Raw genomic sequence first — 25,511 nt, 5'->3', positions numbered from 1 at the left:
GATCTGACTGCTATCGTCCCAGGTCGTGATCTTCGAGGCAGAACCGTTCCGCCTGATCGTCTCCGGGGGCGGCACCGGCGGGCACACCTTCCCGGCGCTGACCACCGTCCGGGCGCTGCGGGCCCGGACCGGCGGGCGGCTGGAGGTGCTCTGGGTCGGCGCGGCCGGGAGCCTGGAGGAGCGGGTCGCCACCGCCGAGGGCATCCCGTTCGCCCCGGTGGCGACGGGCAAGGTGCGCCGGGCCCGGAGCGTGCTGGGGATGGTGTCGGCCGAGAACGTGCGCGACATGTTCCGGGTGCCGCTCGGGGTCTTCCAGGCCGTCTCGATCGTGCGCCGGTTCCGTCCCGACGTGGTGCTGGGCACCGGTGGCTACGTCGCGGTGCCGGTCGGCGTGGCGGCGCGGGTGTGCCGGGTGCCGCTGGTCATCCACGAGCAGACGGTCCGGCTCGGGCTGGCCAACCGGGTGCTCGCCCGGGGCGCGGCCCGCGTCGCGGTGACGGCCGAGGCGTCGCTGGAGCTGCTGTCAGGCCCGGCCCGCAGACGGGCCGTGGTGACCGGCAACCCCGTCAGGGCCGAGGTGCTCACCGGTCGGGCCGACCGCGCGCCGGTCGACGGCTTCGACCGCGCCCTGCCGACCGTGTACGTCACCGGCGGCGCCCAGGGGGCCCGCCAGATCAACGGGCTCGTCACCGCGATCCTGCCGTGGTTGCTGGAGCGGGCGAACGTCATCCACCAGTGCGGCCCGGCCGAGGAGGAGCAGGTCGCCGCCGCGGCGCGCACCCTGCCGCCCGCCCTGGCGGCCCGCTACCAGGTCAAGGGCTTCGTGGGCGCGGAGCTGCCCGACGTGCTGGCGCTCGCCGACGTGGTGGTCTCCCGCAGTGGCGCCGGCACCATCGCCGAGGTCACGGCGCTCGGCAAGGCGGCCGTGCTGATCCCGCTGGCCACCTCGGCCGGGAACGAGCAGGCCCACAACGCCTCCTATCTGGAGCGGGCCGGGGCCGCGGTCGCGCTGCTCGGCGAGGTGACGCCCGAGAAGCTGCAGGCGGCGGTCGCCCCGCTGCTGGCCGACCCCGCACACCGTGCGGCGCTCGCCGCCCAGGCGCGGCTGCACGGTCGTCCGGACGCCGCCGAGCGGCTCGCCGACGAGGTGCTTCAGGCCGGGTAGGCGTGCGTCTCGGTGGCCTTGACCGAGACCCAGATGCGACGGCCGGGCGTGAGGTCGAGCTCGGCCACGGCGGCCGGGGTGACGTCGGCGGCGACCGGCACCGGGCCGTCGACGTGGACGCGGATGTGGTCGCCGTGCCGTTCGATGCCGTCGATCCGGCCTTCCCACAGGTTGCGGGGGCTGCCGTCGGGACGGGTGCGGTAGAGCGCCACCGCGCCCGGCGCGAACGCCACGAACGCCGGGCCGCTCACCCGTTCCTCGGCGGCGAAGACCAGGTCGCCGACCCTCACCCGGTCGCCGTCGCCCTCACCCCGGAAGAGGTTGAGGCCGACGAGCCGGGCCACGTAGTCGGTCCGGGGACGGCGGGCGATCTCCGCCGGCGTGCCCTCCTGGACCACCGCGCCGTTCTCGACGACCACGAGCCGGTCGGCCAGCACCATCGCGTCGAGCGGATCGTGGGTGACCAGCACGGTCGCGCCGTCGAAGCCGGTCAGGCGGCGGCGGAGCTCGGAGCGGATCTCCAGGCGGGTGTGGGCGTCGAGGGCGGCCAGCGGCTCGTCGAGCAGCAGCAGGCGCGGCTCGACCGCGAGGGCGCGGGCCAGGGCCACCCGCTGGGCCTGTCCGCCGGAGAGGCGGCGGGGGCGTACCGAGGAGAACTCCGCGAGCCCCATGCGGTCGAGCAGTTCCCGGGCCAGCGACCGGGCCTCGGCCTTCGACCTCCCCTGACAGCGGGGGCCGAAGGCGACGTTGTCGAGCGCGGACAGGTGGGGGAAGAGCAGGTAGTCCTGGAAGACGACGCCGACGGGACGCCGCTCGGCCGGTTCACGCTCGATGCGCACACCGTCGAGCTCGATCGACCCCTCGGTCAGCGGGATCAGACCGGCGAGGGCACGCAGGGCCGTCGTCTTGCCGGCGCCGTTGGGGCCGAGCAGCGTGACGACCTCACCGCGGCCGACCGTCAGGTCGAGGTCGAGCCGGAAGGCCGGTCGTCGCACCACGATCCGGGCGCGCAGCGTCATGCCGCCGCCCCCACCCACCGGTCGCGCAACGCGACCAGGATGAACACCGACACGGCCAGCAGCACCAGGCTGAGCACGATCGCCGCCTCGGGCTCGGTCTCCAGCGCGAGGTAGACGGCCAGCGGCATCGTCTGGGTGCGGCCCGGAAAGTTGCCCGCGAACGTGATCGTCGCGCCGAACTCCCCCAGGGCCCGCGCCCAGCAGAGCACCGCCCCGGCCAGCACGCCGGGCGCGACCAGCGGCAGCGTCACCCGGCGGAACACGGTGAAACGGGAGGCGCCCAGGGTCGCGGCGGCCTCCTCGTAACGCACGTCGGCCGCGCGCAGCGCCCCCTCGACCGCGATGACCAGGAACGGCATCGCCACGAACGCCTCCGCGACGACCACCCCGGCCGTCGTGAACGGCAACGAGAACCCGGACACCGACTCCAGCCACTGCCCGACCAGCCCGCGCCGCCCGAGCACCAGCAGCAGCGCCACCCCGCCGACCACCGGCGGCAGCACCAGCGGCACGGTCACCAGCGCACGAAGGAGCCGGCGGCCGGGGAAGTCGGTGCGGGCCAGCAACCACGCCAGCGGCACCCCGAGCACCAGGCAGACCGCCGTCGCGACGGACGCGGTGACCAGCGACAACCGCAGCGCCTCCAGCACCTGGGGTTCGGAGAGCCGCTGCGGCAACGTCGACCACGGCGCCCGGACGAGCAGCCCCGCCAGCGGCAGGACGAGGAACGCCATCCCCAGTACGGCCGGGACGACCAGCAGCCAGGGGACACGGCTTCTCACGGCGCTTCGAATCCGGCCTTCGTCAGCACGTCCTCGCCCTGCTTGGACAACACGAGGTCGACGAACCGCCGAGCGAGGGGCGAGGCGTCCTTCAGGGTGGCGATCGGGTAGTCGTTGACCGCCTGGTCGGCCTCGGGGAACGGGATGCCGGTGACCTTCCCGGCGGAGGCGATGACGTCGGTCCTGTAGACGAGCGCCGCGTCGACCTCGCCGAGTTCGACCTTGGTGAGGGTGGCCTTGACGTCCTGCTCCAGCGTGACCGGCGTGACCTTCAGCCCGGCCGCGTCGAGCGCCTTGACGGCGGCGGCGCCGCACGGCACCTGCTCGGCGCACAGGGCGACCTTGACCTCGGGATCGGTCAGGTCCTTGAGGTTCTCGACCTTGGCGGGGTTGTCCGGCGGCACCGCGATCTCCAGCTTGTTCTTCACGAACACGGTCGGCGTGCCCGCGAGGCCGGCGTCGGCCACGGTCTTCATCGTCGCAGGCGAAGCGGCGGCGAACACGCCGGCGGGCGCGCCCTGGGTGATCTGCTGGGCCAACGTGGCACTGGAGCCGAAGTTGAAGGTCACCTTCGTGCCGGGATTCGCGGCCTCGAACCGCTTGCCGAGTTCGGTGAAGGTCCCGGTGAGCGACGCCGCCGCGAAGACCGTCAGCTCGGTCTCGGCGGGCGCCGACGACGACCCGCAGGCCGCGAGCACGAACATCGACACGACGACGACCAGACGCTTCAGCACCGAGCACTCCCTACCGGAGGAATCCTTCCAAGATTACGTGGATGCGTCGCAATTGCCACACTAATCGAGCGATAGCCTCGCTTCTGCGAGGTCATCCGTTTACGGCTCCGCCCGCGCCGTGTCCGGCGCCAACCGGCCGCTCCGGCGTCGGCGGCCGACGTCTAGGCGGCCCTGCGCGCCACGGCCAGGTAGTGGTCGTCGTCGTCGTGGAAGTGCACCGGTTCCCAGCCGGTGGCCCGGAGCAGCGGGGTGATCCGGTGTTCGGCGCGGATGTCGTCCGGCGACAGTTCGCGGCCCCGCCGGGCCGCGAGCACGGCGCGGCCGACCGGATGGAACAGGGCCAGCCGGGCCTCCGGGCGGGCGACGCGGGCGAACTCCAGCAGCGTCACCCGGGCGTCGCCCAGGTGACCGATCAGACCGGCGGCCAGGATGCCGCCGATCGTCGCGTCGGCGAAGGGCAGTTCGGAGGCGTCGCCGATCAGCGCCGGCCCGCGTTCCCGAGCCTTGGAGGCCATCTCCGGCGTCAGGTCCACCCCCACGACCCGACCGGTGTGCTCGCGCAGCAACGGCATCGCGCGGCCGGTGCCGCAGCCCGCGTCCAGAGCGACCTGGCCGGGTCGCAGCCCCAGGTGCGCGATGGCCGCGGCGAAGGCCGGGCCGTCGTCGGGGAACGTGTCGTCCCAGGTCGCGGCGCGGGCCGCGAAGAAGGCTCTGGTCTCGTGCTTTTCCATGCCAGCGATGCTAGGCCCACGTATAAATTGCACCCATGCGGACGAAATGGCGGCGCCGCGTGCTGCTGGGCACGACCGGCACGGTCGTCGTCGTGGCGCTCGCCCTGGGCGCGGCCGGCTATTACTACTCGGGTCTCGTGATCGATCCCGTCCACACCTCGAACTATCCGATCGAGGTCACCGCCGTCGGCGACGGCCAGGTCACGCTGAAGGGCGGCGGCGACACCGACGCGCCGGGGACCTACGGCCTGACCTGGGCCGGCGGCAACGCGGTGCTCGGCGAGGCGATCTCCGTCGGGGCCGGCACGGTCACCCGCGAAGTGGAGAAGGTGCGCAGCGGCGACCTGCGGCCGGGCGTGTCGGCCTATCTCGACCGCTGGATGTGGGGTGCGGGCACCCCCGAGTCGGTCGGGGTGCCCTACGAGGAGGTCGGGGTGGAGTCGCCGCTGGGCGTGTTCCCCGCCTGGCGGACCGAGGGCACGTCGGACACGTGGGTGATCGCGGTGCACGGCCGCAACGGCGGCCGAGGCGAGGCGCTGCGCATCCTGCCCACGCTCCACGACCTGGGCCATCCGGTGCTCGCGATCACCTACCGCAACGACGAGAGCGCCCCGGCGAGCCCCGACGGCCGGTTCCACCTCGGCGACACCGAGTGGGAGGACGTTCGGGCGGCCATGGACTACGCGCGCAGCCATGGCGCGAAGAAGTTCGTCCTCTACGGCTGGTCGATGGGTGGCGGCATCTCCGCGATGACCGCCAGGCGGCTGCCCGGCGCGGGCGTCACGGCGCTGATCCTCGACAGCCCGGTCCTCGACTGGCGTTCGCCGATCGCGCTGGGCGCGCGGCAGATGGGGGTGCCCGGTTTCCTCACCACGGTCGGCCAGTGGGTGATCATGGCCCGTACCGGGCTGAGCTTCGACGACCTCGACCACGTCGAGCACGCCGCCGAGTTCGACCTGCCGATCCTGATCTTCGTCGACCACGACGACGCGACCGTGCCGGTCGACCGGGCGCAGGCGTTCGCGCGGGCCAGGCCCGACCTCACCACGCTGGTCGAGACCAAGGGCGGCGGCCACACCGGGTCGTGGAACGTCGACCCCGACGCCTACGAGCGGGCGGTCAGGGACTTTCTCCGATCACCACGGTGAACGAGGTGTGGGTGACGGCGAACCCGAGCCGGCTGTAGACCCGCTGGGCCGGGTTGCCGTCGCTGACGGCCAGGCCCAGCCGGTCGAGCCCGTCGGCGGCGGCCTTGAGCTGCACGTGCCGGAGCAGCCGCCCGCCGGTGCCCGGGACCGACAGGCCGGGGTGGCGGAAGACCTCGGTCACCCACGGGACGGTCTTGAAGTCGTTCACGAACACGCCCGCGACGACCGCGCCCGCGTCGTTCACGGCCAGCGCGCTGCACGGCATCAGCGGGCCGACCATGGTGCCGTCGAGGAGCGGGATCAGCTCGGTCGCGATGGCCTGGTCGCGGTCGTGCGCGTGGTGGTCGACGTGGCCGGGCGGGTAGGCCGCGCTGATGGCGGGATAGATGTCCTCCGGCGAGCGGTCGACCGTGGTGAACCGCACCCCCTCGGGCGGGGTGCCGGGGGCGGAGGGGAGGGCCGTGAGGTCGGCGTACATGGAGTGGGCGTGCCGGAGCCTGCGGGCGCCCCGCGCGAGGAGTTCGCGGCCGAGGTCGACGTCGGTGGAGACCGCCCAGCCCTTGAGCTGCGTCAGGATCACCTCGACGGCGCCGGGGCCGATCACCTCCAGGTAGTCGGCCCACGGGCGGCCGTCGCGCACCCCTTCGACGAAGCTGATCGCCGCCACCCCGAGGTCGTTGGCCCTGATCTGTCGCATGCGCCCCACAATAGGGTCGTGTCCGAGATAGAGGTTCGCCCGGCGAAACCTTCCGACTACGACGCCATCAAGGCGGTCGTCGACGAGTGGTGGGGCGCGCCGGTCCAGGGTGGGCTGACGCGTCTGTTCCTCGACCACTTCCACAACACGAGCTTCGTCGTGTACGCCCACGGCCACCTCGTGGCCTTCCTCGTCGGCTTCCTCTCGCAGGGGCAGCGCGACCTCGCGTACATCCACTACGTCGGGGTCGCCCCGACCTTCCGGCGCAGCGGCGTGGGGCGCGAGCTCTACCGACGTTTCTTCTCCCTGGTCCACTCGGCCGGCCGGACCCGCGTCGCCGCGATCACCTCGCCGCGCAACACACGCTCGATCGCCTTCCACACCGCGATGGGGTTCCGCGTGAGCGAACCGATCGCCGACTACGATGGCCCGGGTGCGGACCGTGTCTATTTCGACCGATTGATTGACGAATGACGTTTTCGATCCACCGGCTCGGCGTCGACCGGCTCGACGACTTCCTCGACCTCGCGGTCCAGCGCGACTGGACGCCCGAACGCGAGAAGTGCCGTCTCCTCTACGAGATCGGCGAGGTCCACGGCGTCGACGCCCCCGACGGCGACGGCCTGGCGGCCACGGTCGCGCTGGTCCGGTTCGGCACCCGCGTGACCGCGATCAGCATGATGCTGGTGGCCCGCCGCTACGAACGCCAGGGCCTCGGCGGCCGGCTGATGCGCCACGCCCTCGACGTGGCCGGCACCGACACCGCGACCCTGACCGCCACCGCCTACGGCCGCCCCCTGTACGAACGCCTCGGCTTCCGCGCGACCGGCGTCTGCGACGTCTACACCGGCACGTTCACCGGCACGGCGTCCCGGCGCACCGCGGAACTGACCGACCTCGCGGCGGTCGTCAAGCTCGACGAGGAGGTCTACGGCGCTCCCCGGGCCGAGTTGTTCGCGCGGCTGCCGGGCTTCTGCGAGAGCTTCCGGGTGACCGAGGGCGGCTTCGGCGCCTCCTGGCACAACGGCCACATGACCATCCTCGGCCCGGTGGTGGCGGCGTCGGCCGCCGACGCCGAAGACCTGCTCTCCGACCTGGCCGCCGAGGCGACCGGCCCGATCCGCGTCGAGGCGTTCCTGCCCGCCGCCGCGCGCTGGGCCCGCGACCACGGCCTCACCCCCGCCTTCAGCACGACCATCATGGAATACGGCACCCCGATGACCACCGACGTCTCCCGCGTCTACACGCCCGTCATGCAGGCGCTCGCATGATCCTCGACGGCGGGCTCGCGACCCATCTGGAGACCCTCGGCGCCGACCTGAGCGACGACCTCTGGTCGGCCCGGCTCCTGTCCGACGACCCCGGCGTGATCCGCCGGGCCCACCTCGACTTCTACGCCGCCGGGGCCGACGTCGCGACGACGGCCAGCTACCAGGCGACGGTCGAGGGCTTCACCCGGCACGGCGCGTCCGTCGCCGAGGCCAAGGCGCTGATCGTGTCGTCGGTCGAGCTGGCCCGGCAGGCCCGCGACGAACACGGCGCGGGCCTGGTCGCGGCCAGCGTCGGGCCCTACGGCGCCTACCTGGCCGACGGCCAGGAGTACACGGGCGACTACGGCGGCCTGACCGAAGACGAGCTGTACACCTGGCACCGCGACCGCTTCCACCTGCTGGCCGGGGCGGGCGCCGACCTGGTGGTGGCCGAGACCATCCCCTCGCTGCCCGAGGCCAGAGCGCTGCTGCGCCTCTTCCACGAGACCGGTGTCGACGGCTGGATCAGCTTCTCGTGCCGCGACGACCACACCATCAGCGACGGAACCCCGTTCATTGAAGCCGCCGCCGCCATGGACGTGCCGGTCGGGGCCAACTGCACCAACCCGGCATACATCGCCAACCTGATCACGCTGGGGGCGCGGGTCGTCTACCCGAACTCGGGCGAGACCTGGAACGCCCAGGAGCGCACATGGGAGGGTGTGGGCGACGACTTCCCCGTCGGCGACTGGACGGGCGCGACCCACGTGGGCGGCTGCTGCCGCACGACGCCGAAGCAGATCACGGAGATCAGACGGCGACTCGGCTTCACGTGAAACACCCGGGTCACCCCGCGAGCAGGGCCGCCCTGTCGGCGGCCGACAGACCGGCCTTGTCGAGGTGGGCGAGCAGTTCGCGGTGGGCCTGCCACACCTCGGGCGAGACGCCCGGGAGGTCGTAGTGGTAGTCGACCTCGACCAGGGTGTCGGCGGACACGTCGAGGATGAAGTGCTTCACGCCGTCGACGGCCTCGCGGAGCTCGGTCAGGGTCTCGGCCGACACGCCGGAGCGGATCGGGGCATCCACCGGGCGGGCGTACCAGACCTCGACGTCCCGGTCGAGAGCACGTTCCCTGCTGACCCTGACGGTCAGCCGGTGGACGGCGGTGGTCACCGCAACCAGCCCCTTCCGAAGACGTGTTCAAGGTCGTGCTCGACGTCGTCAAGAGCCGCACGGGTGATGTTCCGTATCGGGACCAACGACCGCCCCACGACCACCTCGGTTCCGTCGTACAGCAAGAGTAGGCGACTCGCCGTCGTCGTTTCGCGCCATCTGACCGACAGCGCATGTAACCGGGCCAGGGTGTAGATGCGGTCGACGACTTCGCGGTAGGAGGTCACCATGCCTCCACTGTGCGTGGCGGAAAAGCGCAGCTCAATGCGGGCGCGGACCGGTCGGCGGCAGGCATCGCACATTGTTACCTTTTCGTTGGCCGAACCCGATCGCGCCGGGCGGCGTATCTCCGGGCGTGAGGCGACCCGTGCTCGTGTGCGCGCTGGCCCTGGCCGCGGGGCTGGGCGCCCTCGTGCTCGTCCAGTTGTTCGGCGGGCCGCGTGACCTGCCCGCCATCCGGGGGCTCCCGTCGCCGGGCGCCTTCACCACGTGGGGGCTGCCGATCATGCGGCTGGTCCACGACCTGTGCGCGGTCGGCACGGTCGGGTCGCTGCTGGCGGCGGTGCTGCTCGGCGAAAAGGACGTCGTGGCGCGGGCGGTCCCCCGCTGGGCGCTGGCATGGGCGGGCAGCGCGGCGGCGACCGTGCTGCTCACGCTGTCGGACTTCGTCGGCGCGCCGGTGCTCGAAGCGCTGCGGTCGGGCATGCTCTCGACCTTCGTCCTGTACGTCCCGCAGGGCCTGTCGTTCCTGGTCGTGTACGTCCTGGCGCTCGCGATCGTCCTCCTGAGCCTCGTGGCGCGGGGGCGGCCGTGGGTGCTGCTCGCCGTGGCGGTGGCCGCGGTGCTGCCGCCCGCCTACGCGGGCCACTCCGCCTCGGCCGTCGACCACGACTTCGCGGTGTCGAGCCTGCTCGTCCACCTCGGCGGGGTGGTCCTGTGGGTCGGCGGGCTGTTCGGGCTGCTGGTGTTCATGCGGGGCGCGCCGGTCAGGGCGGTCGAGCGGTTCAGCACGCTCGCCCTGTGGTGTTACGTGACGGTCGCCCTGTCGGGCCTGCTGAACGCGTGGGTGCGGCTGGGCCGGGTTGAGCTGCTCTGGACGTCGGAGTACGGCGTGCTCGTGCTCCTCAAGCTGGCCGCGATGGGCGCGCTGGGGTGGTTCGGCCTGCGCCACCGGACCCGCACCATCGCGGCCTTCACCACCACCAGGCGTCCCTTCCTGCGGCTGGCCGCCGGGGAGGTCGTGCTGATGGCCGCCACGATGGGTCTGGCCGTGGCGCTCTCGCGCACCCCGCCGCCGCCCGGGGAGTCGCCGGCCCACGGCGTGCTGGGCTTCTACCTGCCGATCCTGGCTCCCGGACGGTTCGTCACCGAGTGGCGGCCCGACCCGATCCTGCTGCTGGCCGTCGCGCTCGCCTGCGCGGCCTACTTCCGCTGGTCCGACCGGCGGCGTCCGGTGATGTGGGCGGCGGGCCTGGCCCTGTTCGCCTACGCGACCGTGGGCGGCCTGGGCACCTACGCCCGCGCGATGGTGTCGGCGCAGCTCGTGCAGTGGGCGATCGTGGGCGTGCTGGTCCCGGCCATGCTGGCGATGGCGTGGCGGCCGTGGCGGCCACCGGCCTGGCTGGGCCTGGTGACCGCGACGGTGCCCTCGCTCGCCCTGTTCACCACGCCGCTGTTCGAGTTGTCGCAGTCGGTGCCGGCGGTCCGGCTGCTCGTGCTGCTGGGGCTGGCCGTGGCGGCGTACACGACCATCTGCAGTGGGATCTGGCCGGTCATGGCCGGGACCCAGGCGCTGGTCGCCCTCTATCTGCTGCTCGGCCCCGACCAGGGCCGGGGCTGGTATTCGCAACTCGGCGACATCACCTGGTTGCCCGTGGGCGACCAGTGGCTCGGCGCCCTGATCTACGCCGCGATCGCGGCCGTCGCCGTCGCGACGGCGCGGCTCTCACCGAAGAAGGAGGACGGTCATGCCGCTAGTCGTGACCAGACGCTGGACGCTGCCGATCCTCGCGCTGGCGGCGATCCCCGTGATCTGGTGGGCCATCGGGGGCGCTGAGTCCCAGGCCACCGGCCACCACGCGGTCGCCCCGGCGCACACCCTGGAGGAGATCACCGGCGTCATCGGCTGCACGCCGGAGATCCAGGGCAAGCAGCCCGACATGCGCCAGGCGATGTGCGCCGCCCCGACCTACCAGTCGGTGGTGCTGACCTTCGCGGCCGACAAGAACCAGACCGACTGGCTGAAGGGGGCCCAGGCCTACGGCGGCACCTACCTCGTCGGCACCCGCTGGGTCGTCGTCGGCCCGGAGAAGGAGCTGACCGGGCTGGTCCCCCGCCTCGGCGGGCACGTCGAGACGGCCGAGCACGGCGGCCACTCCTAGGCGGTCAGCCGGGCCCTGACCTCCTCGGCCCGCTCCCTGGCCCGCGCCGAGGTCGTCTCGACGCGGCGGCCCGACACGAAGACGGCCCGCACGTCGGCCCGGCCCGCCGACCCCACGACCGCCCGCACCGGGTCGCCCACCGGCGCCATTCCGGGCGTGTCAGTGGAGATCATGACCAGGTCGGCGTGCTTGCCGGGCGCGAGCGAGCCGATCTCCCGGTCGAGCCCGATGGCGCGGGCGCCCTCGATGGTCGCCATCCTCAGCACCTCGGCCGCCGGAGTGCCCGGCAGCGCGGCCCGCATGACCGAGAACAGGTCGCCGGGCACGGTGACGACGGTGTCGACCCCGAGCCCGGTCGCGATCCCGCCGGCCCGGAACCTGGTGGTCTCCGCGGCGCCGTGCCCCATCTGGGCCTCCACGGCCGGGGTGACCGTGGCGGTGGTGCCCGCGTCGGCCATCATGCGCAGGGCCCGGTCGGTGAAGCCGTTGCCGTGCACGACCATCACGTCGGGCCCGAGCAGCCCGTGCCGGTGCATGCTCTCCACCGCGCCCGTCCCCGTGGCGTGCAGGCTGATGTGCAGGCCCATCTCACGAGCCGTCTTCCAGTCCTGTACGGCCTCCTCGACCGGCCCGTAGACGGGACCGGTGGCGGCCAGGGCCAGAGTGACGTGCGCCGGAGGGCGCAGCCGGGTCAGCGCCTCGCGGTCGGGGTGGGCGAACACGGCCCGCACGCCCGCCCGTGCCAGTCCGTCGAGCGCCGCCTCCGGGTGGGGGACGTGCGACCAGTCGTACAGGGTGGTGATCCCGGCGTCGAGGGCGTCGAGCGCGCCCCAGTGGTTGGCGGCGTGGACGTCGTCCTCGGTGAAGGAGGGCCCGAGCCGGCCGAGCACGAGGTCGAGGTATTCGCCGAGCGTCGCGTCGGGGTTCAGCGATCTCAGCACGCTCTGCCAGACATGTCTGTGGGCGTCGACCAGGCCGGGCATGACGATCGCCCGCTCCGCGTCGACGACGTGGTCGGCGCTCAGGCCGCGGCCGACGGCGGCGATGCGCCCGTCTTCGATGAGCAGGTCGCCGTCGACGACGCGGGGCTGCGGGTCGGTGTCGAGCAGGGTCGCGTTGGTGATGAGGGTACGCATGACAAGATTCCTTTCGAGAAAGCTTTTTAGAAAGCTATCAGCCAAGGCATCTAGACTCAAGCCATGGACCGTGTGGACGAGATGATCACCAGGTGGCGGGCCGAGCTGCCCGAGGCCGCCACGACCGAACTGGAGATCGTCAAACGGTCGGCCCGGCTGAAGGGGATGATCGAGGAGGTCACCGCCCGCGTCCTGGGCGCCCACGGTCTGACCTACGCCGATTTCGACGTGCTCGCCACCCTCCGCCGCGAGGGCCCGCCCTACCGCCTCAAGCCGAGCGGCCTGGCGAACCACCTGATGCTCACCACGGGCGGCACCAGCAACATCCTCCAGCGGCTCCAGTCGGCCGGGCTGGTCGACCGCGAACCCGATCCGGCCGACGGCCGGTCGTCGTGGGTCCGGCTCACCCCCGAAGGCGTGGCCAAGTCGGAACAGCTCGCGCTGGAGACCACGAAGGCCCATCGGGAGCTGCTGTCGCCCGTCCCGCCCGAACGCCTGCGTGCCCTCGCCGACCTGCTGCGCGACGTGCTCACCGACCTCGGCGACGGCGTCTGATGTGAAGGTTTCGTGATAACGGTCAGGAAGTTCAACACCTGAGGACTTCGCACCAATACGCTGTCCGCCATGAGGCGATTAATCGCATTCGCCGGGAGTGCGGCCATGGTGGGCACGGTTCTCGCCACCCCGGCCGCCGCCGCGCCCGCCGACCCCCTCCAGGCACTCGCGGCCAGACTCGAAAGCGCCCACGGGGTGCACTACGAGACGGTGCAGAGAACCGACGACGCCACCTACAAGATCTATGGTGACCTCCAGTTCGGATGGTCCCGGGTGAAGGCCAACCGCGCCATCGTGGAGCGGGTCCTCGGACCCACCGCCACGCAGGAAGAGCGGCACGAGAACATCAGCGAGACCATCTGGGTCGGCGACGACGTCTACCACGACGACGACAACGGCGGATGGAAGCTGAAGCGCGACGTGACGGCCGCGGGGCTCGACGACCCCGCCGTCCACGCGCTCTCGGTGGCGGAGATCGGTGCACTGCTGAAATCGGCGAAGAAGAAATCCGCTGGGGGCGTCCTCGACGGGGTGTCGACGACGGTCTACGAAGGCCGCATACGCGGGAAGACCCGTGTGACGGACTGGAAAGTCTGGATCGGCGGTGACGGTCTGATTCGGCGGGTCACGAGTGACACGGCGAATAAGGATGGAAAAGACCGCACGGTCCGCGACACCCATCTCTCGGAATGGGGCAAGCAGGTCTGGATTTACGCCCCTGACCAGCGATTCGTCACCTCGACTAGCTAATAGAACCGATTTCGTAACGTCCGCTTGATAACCCTGTCCGGATAGGACAGGGTTACCGGCACATCACAACCAACGGGGTGGCACACAACAATGAGGCGATTAATCGCGACCGCCGCGGCGTTCGTCATGGTGACCGCGCTGACCACGGGGGCGGCGCAGGCCAAGGCGGCAGATCCGGTGGCGGCGCTGGCGGCGCAGCTCACGAGCGCCCGCGGCGTCCACTTCAACTCGGTCAGCAAGCTGACCCCTTCGCTGGGATTCAAGAGCCGGACCTACGGCGACCTGCAGTTCGGCCGCTCGCGGGTGACGGCGAGCAACACCATCGCCACCAGCTCCGCCGACGGTGAGCTGCCGAAGGAGTTCACCGACCTGTTCGGCGAGTTCCCCGACGCCTCGTCCCAGACGATCAGCCTCAAGGGCGCGACCTACATGAGCGGCGGGCTCGTCGACTTCTTCGACATGCCCCCGGGCAAGAGCTGGCTCCGGCTCAAGGGCAAGGGCAACGCGTCGGGGCTGGGCAGCACGGCCGTCAACGTCCTGTCGCCCCAGGAGCTGCGCACGCTGCTGAAGACGACGACGTCGAAGAAGCCGGGCGGCGTCGTCGACGGGGTGGCGACCACGGTCTACGCCGGCAAGATCAAGCTCGACCTCGGCCTGCCCGACTATCCGTTGTTGTGGACGACCAACTGGAAGTTGTACATCGGCACGAAGGACGGCCTGATCCGCCGTATCACGACCCGTGACGAGCTCGAGTCGCCAAGCGCGAAGAACACCCAGAAGGTCGTGCTGGCCTCCGACACCCACCTGACCAACTGGGGCAAGAAGGTCTGGATCGACGCTCCGGCCGAGAAGTACGTGCTGGACCTGGAGGACGCCGACTTCAGCTTCGCGCCGAAGGTCCTCGGAGGGATCAACCTGGGCGACTGACGCCCGTCCCGCACCCCGCCGGTTCGGCAGAATCGGCGGGGTGACGTCTTTCGAGGAAGTCGCCGGCTACCGCGACGAGTTACGGGCCCACTGCTACCGCCTGCTCGGCTCCATGGACGACGCCGAGGACGCCGTACAGGAGACCCTCCAGCGGGCCTGGCGCAACCTCGACGGGTTCGAGGGCTCGTTGCGGCCCTGGCTCTACAAGATCGCGACCAACCGGGCGCTGACCCTCATCGGGCAGCGGAAGCAACCGGTCGAGCTCGGCCCCCCGATGTTCGTCGACAGCGCCGAGGCGCAGGTGCTCGTCCGGGAGAGCGTCGAGCTGGCCTTCGTGGCCGCCATCCACCACCTGACCCCGACGCAGCGGGCCGCGCTGCTGCTGCGCGACGTGCTCGGCTATTCGGCCCGCGAGGCCGCCGACATGCTCGGGACCTCGCCTGCCGCCGTGCACAGCGCGGTCAGGCGGGCACGGGCGGTCCTCGCCGAACAGGACTCGCTCGGCGAGGAGGGGCAGCGGGAGGCCGCCGCCCGCTACGCCGAGGCCTGGACCGCCGGCGACCTGGAGGCGATCGTCTCGATGCTCACCGACGACGCCCGGTTCACGATGCCGCCGTTCGACGAGCGCTACCACGGTCACGCGGAGATCCGGAAGTTCCTGGCCGATGGGCCGCTCCAGTACGGCTGGCGGTTCGTGCCGACCGCCTCGCCGAAGGTCTGGGTCACCTACGTGATCGACGACGGCGTGGAGCTTCCCGCCAGCCTCGACATCCTCGTCTTCCGTGGCGCCAAAATATCCTCGGTCGTCTCGTTCATCGGCGACGAATTCGTGAAGTTCTGCGGGTTGTAGAGGTATGGATGACATCCGCAAGCTGATCGAGACCTGGGCCCGCGCAGCCCACGAGGGCGACCTGGAGCAGGTCACCGCCCACCACACCGACGACGTGGCCATGTTCGACGTGCCCCCTCCCTACGAGGGGGTCTACGGCCTCGACGCCTACCGGACCACCTGGCCCGAGTTCTTCGAGTGGCAGCGCTCGGGCGCGGTCTTCGAGCTTGAGTCGCTCGACGTCGTCGAAGGGACCGATGTGGCGTTCGCGTACGCCCTGGCCCGCTGCGCCGCCGCCGCCGACGACGGCCCGGCGCGGCTGCGTCTCACCTTCGGGCTCAAGAAGATCGACGGGGCGTGGCAGATCGCCCACGAGCACCACTCGTTCCCCATGGAGCACGCGGATGAGTGAACCATCCGCGACGCCCGGCCCGGCCACGGCCTGAACGACGGCCGCCGAGGTGCCCGAACCAGCACCTCGGCGGCCGTCAGAAGGAGTCCGGGGCTCTTTAGGGCTCGTAGGCGAGGTTGGGGCGCAACCAGCGCTCCACCTCGTCGACCGGCATGCCCCGCCGGGCGGCGTAGTCGTGGATCTGGTCCTTGTCGAGACGGCCGACCGTGAAGTAGCGGGCGTCGGGGTGCTGCAGGATCAGGCCGCTGACCGCCGCCGCCGGGGTCATCGCGTAGGACTCGGTCAGGCCGATGCCCACCTCGTCGGCCCCGAGCAGCTCGAACAGGTCGCGCTTCTCGCTGTGGTCGGGGGTGGCCGGGTAGCCGAGCGCCGGGCGGATGCCGCGGAACTTCTCGGCGTGCAGGTCTTCGAGCGCGGGCTCGGCGCCGGGCTCGAACCACTCGCGGCGGGCCTTGAGGTGGATCCACTCGGCGAACGCCTCGGCCAGGCGGTCGGCCAGCGCCTTCACCATGATCGACTTGTAGTCGTCGTTGTCGGCCTCGTAGCGGGCCGACAGGGCCTCGGCGCCTTGGATGGCCACGGCGAAGCCGCCCATGTGATCGCCCTCGGGGGCCACCCAGTCGGCCAGGCACCGGTTGGGGCGTCCTTCGGGCTTCTGGGTCTGCTGCCGCAACATCGGGAACCGGCGGTCGCCGATGACGATGTCGTCGCCCTCGGAGTGGGCCGGCCAGAAGCCGTAGACCCCTTCGGCCCGGAAGGAGCCGTCGGCGATGATCTGGTCGAGCATGGCGAACGCGTCGTCGTAGAGTTCGCGCGCCTCGGGCCGCTCCAGGATCGCGGGGTACTTGCCCTTGAGGCCCCAGGCCAGGCCGAGGAACTGCCAGTCGACGAACTCGCGCAGCTCGGCGATCGAGGGGCTCACCCGGCGCACCCCGGTGAACTCGGGGACCGGCAGGTCGTCGTAGGAGACGGCGGTGCGGTTGGCCCGGATCTTGCTCAGCGACAGCAGCGGCTGCCGGATGCGGGTCTCGTGCTGCTCGCGCAGCCGCGCCTGGTCGGCCTTGGACCTGATCGCCAGTTCCTTGGCCCGCGCCGGGTCGAGCAGGTCGGACACCACGCCGACGACGCGCGAGGCGTCGAGCACGTGCAGGGTGAGGGCGTCGTAGGCGGGCGCGATGCGGACCGCGGTGTGCTGCTTGGAGGTGGTCGCGCCACCGATCAGCAGCGGCGTGGACATGCCGCGCTGGGACATCTCGGCGGCCACCGACACCATCTCGTCGAGCGAGGGCGTGATCAGGCCGGACAGGCCGATCACGTCGGCGCCCTCGGCCTCGGCGACTTCGAGGATCTTGGCCGCGGGGACCATCACGCCCAGGTCGATGACCTTGTAGTTGTTGCAGCCCAGCACGACCCCGACGATGTTCTTGCCGATGTCGTGGACGTCGCCCTTCACCGTCGCCAGCACCACCGTGCCCTGGCCGGTCTCGGACTTGTCCTGCTCCATGAACGGTTCGAGGTAGGCGACCGAGCGCTTCATCACCCGGGCGCTCTTGACGACCTGCGGCAGGAACATCTTGCCGCTGCCGAAGAGGTCGCCGACGATCTTCATGCCGTCCATCAGCGGCCCCTCGATGACGTCGAGCGGCCGAGCCGACTTCTGCCGCGCCTCCTCGGTGTCCTCGACGATGAAGTCGACGATCCCGTGGACGAGCGCGTGCGCGAGCCGCTCCTCGACCGGCGCCTCGCGCCAGGAGAGGTCGACGGTCCGGGCGGTGCCGCTGCCCTTGACCGTCTCGGCGTAGGAGACGAGCCGGTCGGTGGCGTCCTCACGCCGGTCGAAGATCACGTCTTCGACGAGTTCCAGGAGCTCGGCGGGGATGTCCTGGTAGACCGCGAGCTGCCCGGCGTTGACGATGCCCATGTCGAGCCCCGCCTTGACGGCGTGGAACAGGAACGCCGAGTGCATGGCCTCGCGGACGACGTCGTTGCCCCGGAACGAGAACGACAGGTTCGAGATGCCGCCGCTGATCCGGACTCCGGGGCAGCGTTCCTTGATCAGCGGGAGGGCGTCGATGAAGTTCTTCGCGTACGCGTTGTGCTCACTGATGCCGGTCGCCACGGCCAGCACGTTGGGGTCGAAGATGATGTCCTCGGCCGCGAACCCGGCCCGCTGGGTGAGCAGGTCGTAGGCGCGGGCGCAGATCGCGACCTTGCGCTCGGTCGTGTCGGCCTGGCCCTGCTCGTCGAAGGCCATCACGACGACGCCGGCGCCGTAGTTCTTGATCTGCCGGGCGTGGTCGAGGAAGACCTCCTCGCCCTCCTTCAGGCTGATCGAGTTGACCACGCCCTTGCCCTGGACGCACTTGAGCCCGGCTTCGAGCACCGACCACTTCGAGCTGTCGACCATGATCGGGACCCGGGCCACCTCGGGCTCGGTCGCGATCAGGTTCAGGAAGGTGGTCATGGCCTGCTCGCTGTCGAGCAGGTCGGCGTCCATGTTGACGTCGAGCAGGTTGGCGCCGCCGCGCACCTGCTCCAGCGCGACGTCGACGGCCGCCTGGTGGTCGTTGCCCTCGATGAGCCGCCGGAACTTGGCCGAACCGGTCACGTTGGTGCGCTCGCCGATCATGACGAACCCGGTGTCGGGCCCGATCGCGAACGGCTCAAGACCGGAGAACCGGGTGGCCTTCTCGGGAGTGGGCACCACACGCGGCTTGAGGCCTCGCACGGCCTCGGCGATCTTGGCGATGTGGGCCGGGGTGGTGCCGCAGCACCCGCCGGCGATGTTGACCATGCCCTGCCGGGCGAACTCGCCGAGCAGCGCGCCGGTCTCCTCGGGCGTCTGGTCGTAGCCGCCGAACGCGTTGGGCAGGCCGGCGTTGGGGTGGCTGGCGACGTACACCCCCGCGATCTTCGAGAGCTCGGCCACGTGGGGCCGCATCTCGGTCGCGCCCAGCGAGCAGTTGACCCCGACGACCAGCGGTTCGGCGGCCTCGATCGACCGCCAGAAGGCCTCGACGGTCTGCCCGGAGAGGGTGCGCCCGCTCAGGTCGACGATGGTGACCGAGATCCACAGCGGCAGGTGCGGCGCGACCTCGCGGGCGGCGGCGATGGCCGCCTTGCAGTTGAGCGTGTCGAAGATCGTCTCGATCAGCAGCAGGTCGACCCCGCCCTCGGCGAGCGCCGCGATCTGCTCGACGTAGGCCGCCTTGACCTGGTCGAACGTGACCGCCCGGTAGGCCGGGTCGTCGACCTTCGGCGAGAGCGAGAGCGTGACGTTGAGGGGCCCGACCGAGCCGGCGACGAACCGCCCGCCGAACTCGTCGGCCGCCTGCCGCGCCAGCCGCGCACCCTGGAGGTTCTGCTCCCGCACGAACTGCTCGGCGCCGTAGTCGGCCTGCCCGAAGCTGGTGGCGGTGAAGGTGTTGGTCGTGGTGATGTCGGCGCCGGCGGCGAGATATTGCCGGTGGACGTCGAGGATCACGTCGGGCCGGGTCACGTTGAGCATGTCGGGGTCGCCCGCGTAGCGCTCGTCGCCATAGTCGGCGGGGGTGAGCCCGGCGCCCTGGAGCATGGTTCCCCAGGCGCCGTCGAGCACCGCGACCCGGTCGGCGAGCAGCTGACGAAGATCCACTGAGCCTCCTCCGAACGATGGAAGAGGCGACCTTGTCGGGGTGGTTCCAGCCGAGCGTGGCGGGCGTTGACCAGCCCGTTGCAGCGCCTCTCGACCTGCCGCCTAGTTTAACAAACGCCCCGGCTGTCAATACCATCGAAACTTTTCGGCGTTTCAAACTGGGTCTTTCTCACTTTGCCCGACACGGTTAGCATCCGGTTTCGGAACATCTCCGAAACATTTTGGAGCCTGACCCCCCAAAGGAGAGAGTTCGATGAGACGACTGGTGGTCATCGCGGCCACGGCGCTCGGACTCGTGGCTGTGCTCAGCCAGGGACCCGTGTCGGCCAACGGCCGGCCTCCGGCCGTACAGGACCAGAGCCTGAAGGCCCTGGCCGCCCGGCACAACCTGGCGATCGGCACCGCCATCAGCAACGACGCCCTGGCCGAACCCCAGTACAAGGCCATCGCCACCCAGCAGTTCAGCAGCGTCACCCACGAGAACGCCATGAAGTGGGAGAGCCTCGAACCCACACGCGGCACCTACAACTGGGGCCCCGCCGACGCGTTGATCGACTTCGCGAAGAAGAACAACCAGAAGGTCCGCGGGCACGTGCTCGTGTGGCACAACCAGCTCCCGGCGTGGCTGACCGAGGGCGTCGCCAACGGCACGATCTCCAAGACCGAGCTGCGCGACCTGCTGAAGAAGCACATCACGACCGTGGTGAAGCGCTACAAGGGCAAGATCTGGCAGTGGGACGTCGTCAACGAGGCCGCCAGCGACCCGTGGGACAGCCCGTCGGAGATCCACCTGAAGGGCTTCTGGGCCCAGAACCTCGGCCCGACCTACATCGCCGACGCCTTCCGCTGGGCCCGCGCCGCCGACCCCCACGCGCTGCTCTTCTACAACGACTACAACATGGAGGCCTTCGGCGACCGGGGCCCCTCCGACAAGGTGTGGTTCATCTACAACCTGATCAAGAACCTGCGCGCCCAGGGCGTGCCGATCGACGGCTTCGGCTCCCAGGGGCACCTGGGGACGCAGTACGGGAACTTCGACGCCTTCCAGGTGAAGGAGGTCCTGGACGCGTTCTCGGACCTCGGCATGGTGTCGGCGTTCACCGAGGTCGACGTGCGGAGCCAGATGACGGCCGGGGTGCAGGCCGGGGACTCCAACGAGATCAACCCGCGCCTGCAGGCGTCGGCGTCGAACTTCAGCGTGCTGCTGCAGGCGTGCCTGCTGAACCGGAACTGTCTGTCGTACACGGTGTGGGGCTTCACGGACAAGCACTCGTGGGTGCCGACGTGGTTCACCGACCCGCCGGAGGGCCTGGCGACGCTGTACGACGAGAACTACCAGCCGAAGCGGGCTTACAACTCGATCAAGTCTGATCTGGTGTTCGCGGGCCCGCCGCACGTCCAGCCCAGACCTCGCCGCTAGTACACGAAAGGGCCGTGTGGGATTTCGCCGCACGGCCCTTTCCGGGAAAATCGACTCCCATGCAGCTGACGGAGCTCGACGGCACCGTACTGAACGCCGCCTGGTCGGTGGAGCAGGACGGCGATCTCCTGGCGATCATCCTTGAGAGCGCCGGTGGGAAGACGAAGACCGGCGCATCCCGGAACTCCGATTACACCCGGGCCCTCGTCCTGCTCATCTCCCGGCTCAGAGAACTCGGCGCGGTGATCGAGGACGCACTCGTCGACTCGGCGCAGACCGCCTCGCTGAGCGAGGCCGACCGGCGGCTGATCGACGCGCCGCTGCCGCTCGCGACCACGACGGCGAGTGACGAGGAGATCCGCCTGCTCCTGACCAGGAAGCAGGGCCGGATCGGCATGCATCCGGACGCCAGGAAGTCGGGCAACGAACGCAAACGCCTGCGACTGCGGGTGGCGGTGCCGGGATACACCCCTGAGCTGCTGGCCAGGGACCTGTCCGGAGACGTGGAAAGCCCGGTCGAGAAGATGCTCCTGACGCTCGACGCGCTGAACGTCCAGCGTTCTCCGGACGGCACCAGCAAGCGCCACCAGCCCCTCACGCTGTTGTGGGCGATCGGCCGCGCCGTGGAGGGCAAGGCGCGCCAGGTCCCCTGGCGGGAGGCGCGAACCGTGATCGCATCCCTGATCGACGACTTCGGCCACCCGACCGACTCCCCCAAGAACGCCCACCTGCCGTTCCTCGCCCTGGCCGGAAGCGGATTATGGGAGCTGTCGGCGACCCCGCCTGCCAAGGGCAAGCACGGTGACCCCCGGCTGAGATGGCTCAACACCCACCCCGGGACCACGGGCGGCCTGACCGAGGAAAGCCACCAGTTGTTCGCCGGTTCCCGGCTGGCCGTGAGCACCGCCGTCGACCGGCTGCTGCTCGACCACTTCGACGGCACCGACGAGCGCCCTCTGCTGACAGCCGTCGGCCTCGGCACGACGGCCCCGGCGGTCGAGGCCCGCCGGCGCACCGCCTACACCGGCAAGCTGGGCTATGACGTGGTGGTCCTGCGACGTGGCGAACAGCATGTGCTGCGCCGTCTGCTGCTGGCCCGGGGCGCGTCGCAGTGCGCCCTATGCGGCGCCGAGTTGCCGGAACGCCTCCTCGTGGCGGCACACATCAAGAAGCGCACCGCGTGTGACGAGCGGGAGCGGCGTGACCTCGACAACGTCGCCATGCTGGCCTGCACGCTGGGCTGCGACAGCCTCTACGAGCACGGCTACATCGGGATCTCGGACGACGGCGTGGTCGAGCTCAGCCCGGAGCTCCTCGGGCACCCCCACCTGAACGAGCACGCCCGCCGCCTGGCCGGTCGCCCGGTCGCGGCGTGGACCGGCTCAAGCAGGGACTACTTCGCCTGGCACGCCGCGAACGTCTTCCGTGCGCAGGCTCGCGACGAACCTCGCCAGGACGGGTGACGAGTCGGAGCCGCTCCACAGGGCCGCTCCGGTGACCTTCGCCGTCGGCCCCTTCAGCGGGACGAAGGCCACGCCCTCCCTTCGCAGGCCTTCCGTCGAGGCCGGGACCAGGGCGACGCCCAGCCCGGCCGCGACGCTCATGAGCTGGGTGGAGACCTGGCAGACGCGGTGGGTGACGCGGGGGCGGAAGCCGGCCGTCGTGCACATGTCGTGGACCGTCTGGGCCCATTCGGCGCAGTCGGCCAGGTCGAGGAAGACGAACGGGTCGTCGGCCAGGTCGGCGATCTCGATGACCGCGTGGGACGCCAGGCGGTGTTTCGCCGGGAGGGCCGCGATGAACGGTTCGACCGAGAGGATCGCCCCCTCGGGGCAGTCGATGCTGCCGATCCGGGAGATGAAGGCGACGTCCACGTCCGGCGGCTGGCTCGTGGTGCCCAGCGGGAGTTCGAGCAGGTCGACCTCGATTCCGGCGTGCCGGTCGCGGAAGTCGGCGAGCATGGCCAGGAAGGGGCCCGACGAGGTCGTCGGCATGTACGCCACCCTCAACCGGCCCGACTCACCACGTCTGGCCCGGTCGGCGACGGCCTGCGCGGTCTTCGCCTGAACGAGGGTGCGGCGGGCTTCGACCAGGAACAGCTCCCCCACGTGAGTGAGGCGAGTGCGGCGTTTCTCCCTGATGAGGAGCTGCACGCCCAGGACCGACTCCAGCTTCTGGATCTGCTGGGACAGGGCCGGTTGGGCGATGTGGAGGCGTTCGGCGGCGCGGGCGAAGTGGAGCTCCTCGGCCAGGGCGACGAAGCCCTCCAGATGGCGCAGCTCGAAGTTCATGCGTTCAGCTTATCCACGCATTGAGAAACGGTCTTTGATCTTATGAACGCTCCGCTTCTAGCGTCGGAGTCATGAGACTTTCAGGGAAAATCGCACTCGTCACCGGCGGCACCTCGGGGATCGGCGAGGGCATCGCGCGGCGCTTCGGCGCCGAAGGGGCGACCGTGGTGCTCACCGGCCGCCGGGCCGACCTCGGGGAACGGATCGCCGCGGAGATCGAGGGCGCCACGTTCGTGCCGGGTGACCTGACCTCGGCCGAGACCCGCGCCACCCTCGTCGCCGCCGTCGAGGCGCAGGGCGGGCTGGACGTGCTGGTCAACAACGCCGCCGCGTTCGGGGACACGGTGACCGACCAGGTGACCGACGACGACTTCGACCGGATCGTGGGGCTCAACTTCCGGGCGGCGTTCCTGGTGACGCGGGACGTGGTGCCGTACTTGATCAGGAAGCCCGGTGGGCGGATCGTGAACATCTCCAGCATCGGGGTGACGCGGGCGTGGCCGGGGGCGTCCGTTTACAACGCCAGCAAGGCCGCGCTGGAGAACCTGACGCAGACGTGGGCGCACGAGTACGGGCCTTACGGGCTGACGGCGAACGCGTTGACGCTGCCCATCGTGGACGCGCCGATGTCGCTGGCCGCCCGCGAACATGTCGACCTGGAGGCGATCCCGTCTCGGCGGATCGGGACGGTGGAGGACGTCGCCGACATGGCGGTGTTCCTGGCGGGGGACGAATCGGGGTATTTGAACGGGGCCCGGATTCCGCTTGACGGTGGGCAGACGGCTTAGCGGGCGCCCGTAATATTTCACTCGTGAATTGGTGGGATTGACCCGAATTTCGAGGGAAATGTTCGATCGGCAGTTCGATTCGGCTGAGGTAAATTCCTCGCCATGGTGTCAACCGAGCACGAGGTCCCCCTGGAGCTCATCCGGGATTCCCCCTCCCTCGTCACCCGATTTCTCAGCGAATTAGGAGTCGATCCCCCGAAACACACCTCCCTGCGTGTCGACTCCTCCGCGCTGAACGAGACGAAGGTGACCGAGCACCACTGCGATTCGGTGGTGCTCCTCCTCGACGGCGACAAGGTCGTCATGGCCGTCATCGTCGAAGTCCAGCTGCGCTTCGAAAAGGACAAGGTCTACGACTGGTTTCCCTACGTCGCCAACCTCTGGGCCCGCCGCCGGTGCCCGACCACCCTGGTGGTGTACGCCCCCGACCGCAAAACCGCCCGCCGCTACACCGCCCCCATCCCGATCGGCCATCCCGGCCTGACCCTGACCCCACTGGTGATCGGCCCCGACGCCGTCCCCATGATCACCGACCCCCAGGTCGCCCGTGAGTCGCCCGAGTTGGCCGTGCTGTCCGGCGCGGTTCACGGAGATCACAACCGTGACGTGCTCGAAGCCGTCGTCCACGCGTTGAACGCCATCGAGCCGTCCAAGACCGTCGTGTACGTTGAGTACGTGGCCAAGCGTCTGTCTGAGGCCGCGAAGAGGGAGCTGGAGACTCTCATGACGATGATCGAGCCCGAACGCCACAGCATCGTCGCGGTGACGAACTACGCGGCCGGCCAGGCCGAGACCTTCCGCAAGATGCTGCTGTTCACCGCCGAACATCGCGGTTTCGTGCTGACCGCCGAGATGCGTGCGCAGATCGCCGAGTGCACCGACCCCGACAAACTTGAGGTCTGGGCACAACGCGCGATTTCGGTGGAGCGGCTGGAGGACATTTTCCGCTAGGCCTCGATACACGGCTCGACAGACATTGGCCGAGTCGAACGGCCACAGGAAAGAACTTCGGCGGTCATTTCAACGCCAGGCCACGCGGGCGCACGCCCTACTGCGCGGCTACCTGTAATGCTCCGCCACAGTCTTCTGGACCACTCGAACGGCCCGGCGGATCGCACGTGAAAAAGTCGCAGCACCCAGCGCAACGAATGGGTAGGCCGGTCAATCGTCGCGGTACGACGGAGAAAAAGGCTTCCGATTAGGCCATGTTCCCAGATTCACCGAACCCATCTGCGAACTCGCCTGGAGGGCCGCGTCCTGCAGGCGATCAACCTCAACGTCTATCCAGCTGGGCGTGAAGAACCGCCCGCACGGCGGAGCGCACTGCGGCGCGTTCTCGCGGATGTCGCCCACGTAGACGTCGACGGAGTTGTCGGTCCACTGGAGTTGCGCCCGGTCCCTGACGGCCCAGCCGGCCACCCGTACCGGCATGTCGGTGTACGGCCAGGCGTGGTGCCCGGCCATGACGTCCATCCACTTCTTGAACTGCCGCTGCAAGGCGGCGTGGATGGCGTCGCGCTGGGCGGCGGTCACCGACGCCGGGGAGTCCCAGCGAACGCAGTAGTTCACGTAACCCCGGTTGTAGTTGCGGAAGCCGTAGAGGTTCCCGTAGGTGCTCCCGACGTGCGACCACACCTGATTGAGCGGGTTGACGAGGTTCGCGGGCGGGTTCCACCCGGGTGGCGGTGC

27 protein-coding genes are annotated in these 25,511 nt (G+C 70.3%); 16 read left to right on the top strand and 11 right to left on the bottom strand.

Going from position 1 to position 25,511, the window contains the following annotated elements:
- Positions 1–25: 25 nt before the first annotated feature.
- Positions 26–1,165, top strand: coding sequence for an undecaprenyldiphospho-muramoylpentapeptide beta-N-acetylglucosaminyltransferase (gene murG, locus GT755_RS18490; protein ID WP_328794402.1), 1,140 nt, complete (start codon positions 26–28; stop codon positions 1,163–1,165).
- Here the strand turns inward: murG and GT755_RS18485 are convergent.
- The 4 genes from GT755_RS18485 to GT755_RS18470 form a co-directional block, all read right to left on the bottom strand.
- Positions 1,153–2,184: an ABC transporter ATP-binding protein gene (locus tag GT755_RS18485; RefSeq protein ID WP_161480934.1), complete on the bottom strand. Its 1,032-nt coding sequence runs from the start codon at positions 2,182–2,184 to the stop codon at positions 1,153–1,155. The two genes, murG and GT755_RS18485, sit on opposite strands and share 13 nt — an antisense overlap.
- On the bottom strand, positions 2,181–2,918 hold the full coding sequence (locus GT755_RS18480; RefSeq protein WP_161481198.1) for an ABC transporter permease: 738 nt from the start codon (positions 2,916–2,918) through the stop codon (positions 2,181–2,183). The genes GT755_RS18485 and GT755_RS18480 overlap by 4 nt, the downstream gene beginning before the upstream one ends.
- A gap of 44 nt (positions 2,919–2,962) precedes the next feature.
- The gene (gene modA, locus GT755_RS18475; RefSeq protein WP_161481197.1) at positions 2,963–3,670 is read right to left on the bottom strand and encodes a molybdate ABC transporter substrate-binding protein; all 708 of its coding nucleotides are present in this window, start codon (positions 3,668–3,670) and stop codon (positions 2,963–2,965) included.
- Positions 3,671–3,861: 191 nt separating this feature from the next.
- Positions 3,862–4,431, bottom strand: coding sequence for a class I SAM-dependent methyltransferase (locus GT755_RS18470; protein ID WP_161480933.1), 570 nt, complete (start codon positions 4,429–4,431; stop codon positions 3,862–3,864).
- A gap of 35 nt (positions 4,432–4,466) precedes the next feature.
- Here GT755_RS18470 and GT755_RS18465 point away from each other — a divergent pair, with 35 nt between their 5' ends.
- Positions 4,467–5,579, top strand: coding sequence for an alpha/beta hydrolase (locus GT755_RS18465; protein WP_161480932.1), 1,113 nt, complete (start codon positions 4,467–4,469; stop codon positions 5,577–5,579).
- On the opposite strand, the gene GT755_RS18460 is transcribed toward GT755_RS18465, so the two are convergent.
- Complete coding sequence (locus GT755_RS18460) at positions 5,551–6,276, bottom strand: GNAT family N-acetyltransferase (RefSeq protein ID WP_161480931.1); 726 nt, start codon at positions 6,274–6,276, stop codon at positions 5,551–5,553. The genes GT755_RS18465 and GT755_RS18460 overlap by 29 nt on opposite strands.
- A gap of 18 nt (positions 6,277–6,294) precedes the next feature.
- On the opposite strand from GT755_RS18460, the gene GT755_RS18455 reads away from it, so the two are divergent.
- From GT755_RS18455 to mmuM, 3 genes are read left to right on the top strand one after another with little or no spacing between them, the layout of a single operon-like run.
- Positions 6,295–6,750, top strand: a complete 456-nt coding sequence (locus tag GT755_RS18455) for a GNAT family N-acetyltransferase (RefSeq protein ID WP_030452922.1) — start codon at positions 6,295–6,297, stop codon at positions 6,748–6,750.
- On the top strand, positions 6,747–7,547 hold the full coding sequence (locus tag GT755_RS18450) for a GNAT family N-acetyltransferase (protein WP_161480930.1): 801 nt from the start codon (positions 6,747–6,749) through the stop codon (positions 7,545–7,547). The genes GT755_RS18455 and GT755_RS18450 overlap by 4 nt, the downstream gene beginning before the upstream one ends.
- Positions 7,544–8,362, top strand: coding sequence for a homocysteine S-methyltransferase (gene mmuM / locus GT755_RS18445; RefSeq protein ID WP_161480929.1), 819 nt, complete (start codon positions 7,544–7,546; stop codon positions 8,360–8,362). The genes GT755_RS18450 and mmuM overlap by 4 nt, the downstream gene beginning before the upstream one ends.
- A gap of 10 nt (positions 8,363–8,372) precedes the next feature.
- Here the strand turns inward: mmuM and GT755_RS18440 are convergent, their stop codons facing one another.
- Complete coding sequence (locus GT755_RS18440) at positions 8,373–8,699, bottom strand: hypothetical protein (protein WP_161480928.1); 327 nt, start codon at positions 8,697–8,699, stop codon at positions 8,373–8,375.
- Positions 8,696–8,929, bottom strand: a complete 234-nt coding sequence (locus GT755_RS18435) for a hypothetical protein (RefSeq protein WP_030452918.1) — start codon at positions 8,927–8,929, stop codon at positions 8,696–8,698. The genes GT755_RS18440 and GT755_RS18435 overlap by 4 nt, the downstream gene beginning before the upstream one ends.
- Positions 8,930–9,054: 125 nt before the next feature.
- On the opposite strand from GT755_RS18435, the gene GT755_RS41185 reads away from it, so the two are divergent.
- Both GT755_RS41185 and GT755_RS18425 read left to right on the top strand, forming a co-directional pair.
- On the top strand, positions 9,055–10,755 hold the full coding sequence (locus tag GT755_RS41185; RefSeq protein WP_161480927.1) for a CopD family protein: 1,701 nt from the start codon (positions 9,055–9,057) through the stop codon (positions 10,753–10,755).
- Positions 10,667–11,080 carry a hypothetical protein gene (locus GT755_RS18425; protein WP_161480926.1) on the top strand — a complete coding sequence of 138 codons (414 nt, stop codon included), beginning with the start codon at positions 10,667–10,669 and terminating at the stop codon, positions 11,078–11,080. The genes GT755_RS41185 and GT755_RS18425 overlap by 89 nt, the downstream gene beginning before the upstream one ends.
- Here GT755_RS18425 and GT755_RS18420 read toward each other — a convergent pair.
- Entirely contained in the window at positions 11,077–12,216 is a 1,140-nt protein-coding gene (locus GT755_RS18420; RefSeq protein ID WP_161480925.1) for an amidohydrolase family protein, read from the bottom strand. The genes GT755_RS18425 and GT755_RS18420 overlap by 4 nt on opposite strands.
- A gap of 63 nt (positions 12,217–12,279) precedes the next feature.
- Between GT755_RS18420 and GT755_RS18415 the strand changes: the two genes are divergently transcribed.
- The 5 genes from GT755_RS18415 (at position 12,280) to GT755_RS18395 (ending at position 15,689) form a co-directional block, all read left to right on the top strand.
- Positions 12,280–12,771, top strand: coding sequence for a MarR family winged helix-turn-helix transcriptional regulator (locus tag GT755_RS18415; protein ID WP_161480924.1), 492 nt, complete (start codon positions 12,280–12,282; stop codon positions 12,769–12,771).
- 105 nt (positions 12,772–12,876) lie between these two features.
- Positions 12,877–13,521, top strand: coding sequence for a hypothetical protein (locus GT755_RS18410; protein WP_161480923.1), 645 nt, complete (start codon positions 12,877–12,879; stop codon positions 13,519–13,521).
- A gap of 90 nt (positions 13,522–13,611) precedes the next feature.
- Positions 13,612–14,448, top strand: a complete 837-nt coding sequence (locus GT755_RS18405) for a hypothetical protein (protein ID WP_161480922.1) — start codon at positions 13,612–13,614, stop codon at positions 14,446–14,448.
- 40 nt (positions 14,449–14,488) lie between these two features.
- Complete coding sequence (locus GT755_RS18400) at positions 14,489–15,298, top strand: sigma-70 family RNA polymerase sigma factor (RefSeq protein WP_328794401.1); 810 nt, start codon at positions 14,489–14,491, stop codon at positions 15,296–15,298.
- 4 nt (positions 15,299–15,302) lie between these two features.
- Positions 15,303–15,689: a nuclear transport factor 2 family protein gene (locus GT755_RS18395; protein WP_161480921.1), complete on the top strand. Its 387-nt coding sequence runs from the start codon at positions 15,303–15,305 to the stop codon at positions 15,687–15,689.
- Between the two features lie 97 nt (positions 15,690–15,786).
- On the opposite strand, the gene metH is transcribed toward GT755_RS18395, so the two are convergent.
- Positions 15,787–19,323: a methionine synthase gene (metH, locus tag GT755_RS18390; protein WP_161480920.1), complete on the bottom strand. Its 3,537-nt coding sequence runs from the start codon at positions 19,321–19,323 to the stop codon at positions 15,787–15,789.
- Positions 19,324–19,576: 253 nt separating this feature from the next.
- On the opposite strand from metH, the gene GT755_RS18385 reads away from it, so the two are divergent.
- Together GT755_RS18385 and GT755_RS18380 are read left to right on the top strand one after the other, a co-directional pair.
- A complete protein-coding gene (locus GT755_RS18385) occupies positions 19,577–20,743 on the top strand; it encodes an endo-1,4-beta-xylanase (RefSeq protein WP_161480919.1) in 1,167 nt (388 codons plus the stop codon).
- A gap of 59 nt (positions 20,744–20,802) precedes the next feature.
- Complete coding sequence (locus GT755_RS18380; RefSeq protein ID WP_161480918.1) at positions 20,803–22,206, top strand: hypothetical protein; 1,404 nt, start codon at positions 20,803–20,805, stop codon at positions 22,204–22,206.
- On the opposite strand, the gene GT755_RS18375 is transcribed toward GT755_RS18380, so the two are convergent.
- The gene (locus GT755_RS18375) at positions 22,126–23,034 is read right to left on the bottom strand and encodes a LysR substrate-binding domain-containing protein (RefSeq protein WP_161480917.1); all 909 of its coding nucleotides are present in this window, start codon (positions 23,032–23,034) and stop codon (positions 22,126–22,128) included. The two genes, GT755_RS18380 and GT755_RS18375, sit on opposite strands and share 81 nt — an antisense overlap.
- A gap of 71 nt (positions 23,035–23,105) precedes the next feature.
- Between GT755_RS18375 and GT755_RS18370 the strand changes: the two genes are divergently transcribed.
- Both GT755_RS18370 and GT755_RS18365 read left to right on the top strand, forming a co-directional pair.
- Positions 23,106–23,822 (top strand): SDR family NAD(P)-dependent oxidoreductase, encoded by a 717-nt coding sequence (locus tag GT755_RS18370; protein WP_161480916.1) that lies wholly within the window; start codon positions 23,106–23,108, stop codon positions 23,820–23,822.
- Positions 23,823–23,924: 102 nt separating this feature from the next.
- On the top strand, positions 23,925–24,773 hold the full coding sequence (locus GT755_RS18365) for a hypothetical protein (RefSeq protein WP_161480915.1): 849 nt from the start codon (positions 23,925–23,927) through the stop codon (positions 24,771–24,773).
- Positions 24,774–24,983: 210 nt separating this feature from the next.
- On the opposite strand, the gene GT755_RS18360 is transcribed toward GT755_RS18365, so the two are convergent.
- Positions 24,984–25,457, bottom strand: coding sequence for a hypothetical protein (locus GT755_RS18360; RefSeq protein WP_202610191.1), 474 nt, complete (start codon positions 25,455–25,457; stop codon positions 24,984–24,986).
- Between the last annotated feature and the right edge of the window lie 54 nt (positions 25,458–25,511).

Origin of the sequence: Herbidospora solisilvae (genome assembly GCF_009901565.1) — a bacterium.
Lineage (GTDB): Bacteria > Actinomycetota > Actinomycetes > Streptosporangiales > Streptosporangiaceae > Herbidospora > Herbidospora solisilvae.
Note: the sequence above shows the minus strand (reverse complement) of the source record. Positions and strands in the feature narration are given on the sequence as shown.